Genomic DNA, 1,795 nt, shown 5'->3' with positions numbered 1-1,795 from the left:
TCCGTTACCGCGCGTCGCCAACAGTCAGGCAGCCTGATCAAAGCTGCCTGCACCTGCGGTTCTCACCGGATGCTTACGTCCCCGGCGGCTTGCCGGTCACATCATACGTCACCCGATTAATCCCCGTGACCTCGTTTTTGATGGGCGATTCTGTCCAGACAGTGGCAGAAAACCTAGAATTTCAGCCATCTTTGTGAGTCAGAAAAGGACCGGAAGAGTCGCTCGTCCCCACACAAAATCCCCCACACCAGCTTCGAGGGGAAACATCAGGTCGCAGGCTCAAACTCAGGCATGACACGTTGGCGGGTGCGCTCATCCGCCTCTGCAGGCGTCAATGGAATATGCCGGACGAAACGTCGCATTGGCATAGTGCGCATCTCGTTGAGGGCGTCGTAAATAACGGCCCGAGACTCCTCATCGATACGCATAAATGCATCCCACTCTGAACTCATGTCTGCCGGATCGAACATCCGCTCAACTTCATAAAAGGTGCCATCTGCCCGGAGCCAGCGGACCAGTGGGCGACGCATGCCTCGCTCATCGTCAACGGCGGGAAAGCGGGTGAAGTCAACAACGTCAACGCGTTTAAGAAACTCGCCCCACGGGATGGCTGGCCCAAAGAGAAATGAGTAATCTGGCAGTTCGAAGGCCCTCACTAGATCGACTAATTTACGAAAGCGCACTACGCCCCTCGCCACTTCTTTCTCATTTTTGCTGCCGCCCACGGCTGCAAGTATTGCTGCTTTAAGGTCCTCGAATTGTTCAGTTAGTGCGTCAATCCTACGGCCTTCCTGCTGTTTGGCGCGTTGCTCAAAATGCAGCTTCTGAAGCAAGCCAGACCACTGTTTTTTGAGTGCATCTTCAATATCTTGGAGTTTGTTGAAGTTTGTTATGCCGTTGTTGGTCACTCTATGGCGCAAAAAATTGATAAATTCGAAAATATACTTTGCTGTTTCCGGCTTTTCAATGGAACTGTACTCGATCTGGTCGGCGATCGGTTTTCCCTTGTTCCGCTCGTAAGTGGCGTGGTCGTGCATAACCCGCTCGTCTACGAAGGCGAACACCGGGACGGAGCGCTCAACTGCCTTGAGAACCTCCAACTGGGTGATGGAGATATTGTCCTTGGCCTTGAGCAGGTCGTTGCTCTTGCTCACGGCCGCTAAGGCCTCCAAATCGACCTTATACAAAGCACTAGGTACGGACCTACCGCCAAATCTTGAGCCGATAATCACCACTACAGCATCGGCTCCAGCCACCTCATCAATGCAGCTCGTGTGGGTGTGCTCTCTCGGGTCGTAAAGAGCGTCATTGTAATCGCTCATCACAGGTTCGTGGCCAAGATTTTCGATAAATTGTCGAAGCTGCCCCCTGATGATGGACAAGTCATAACAGGTTGAGGAAACAAAAACCCGTAGGCTAGCCAAGGCAACACCTCGATGTCTGTGTTGGTGGTATCGAAAGCTCAACATGGCAGTTTATACAGAATATCTGGGCTAGCCTCAACCAAAAGGGGGGGCAGGAGAGTCGTGAACGGGGGCTCGAAAACACAGAAAAATTTTGAGGCGGTCTCCTTCACCTGCCAGACCCAAATCCCCCCCCCTTCCGTCCACTGATTAAGAGCCCGTCCGGAAGGTTCTTGAGTCCGATGAATCAGTTGTGATTCCATAGCTCTCCAGACGAATCGGGGGGGCAGCATGTGGACGAAGGAGAACCGGCGTGTCTATGAGCGGCGCGGCCTCCGCTATCCCAGCGACTTGACGGATGAAGAATGGGCGCTGGTGGAACCGTTGATTCC

The 1,795-nt window shown here is 53.3% G+C and carries 3 protein-coding genes; 2 read left to right on the top strand and 1 reads right to left on the bottom strand.

Annotated elements, in window-relative coordinates; genetic code table 11:
* On the top strand, positions 1-197 hold a 197-nt coding region (locus A6A05_RS21650), incomplete at its 5' end, for a hypothetical protein (protein WP_245644175.1).
* 69 nt (positions 198-266) lie between these two features.
* On the opposite strand, the gene A6A05_RS03120 is transcribed toward A6A05_RS21650, so the two are convergent.
* A complete protein-coding gene (locus tag A6A05_RS03120; RefSeq protein ID WP_245644174.1) occupies positions 267-1,469 on the bottom strand; it encodes a DUF4062 domain-containing protein in 1,203 nt (400 codons plus the stop codon).
* Positions 1,470-1,694: 225 nt separating this feature from the next.
* Here A6A05_RS03120 and A6A05_RS20595 point away from each other — a divergent pair.
* On the top strand, positions 1,695-1,795 hold a 101-nt coding region (locus A6A05_RS20595; protein ID WP_425411936.1), incomplete at its 3' end, for a transposase.

The sequence above is a fragment of the Magnetospirillum moscoviense genome, from assembly GCF_001650635.1.
Lineage (GTDB): Bacteria > Pseudomonadota > Alphaproteobacteria > Rhodospirillales > Magnetospirillaceae > Magnetospirillum > Magnetospirillum moscoviense.
The sequence above is the reverse complement of the archived record's forward strand: the minus strand, read 5'-3'. Positions and strand labels throughout refer to the sequence as shown.

Coding starts and splice junctions, on each gene's coding strand:
- A6A05_RS03120 (WP_245644174.1), bottom strand. CDS start 1,469: ATGTTGAGCTTTCGATACCACCAACACAGACATCGAGGTGTTGCCTTG.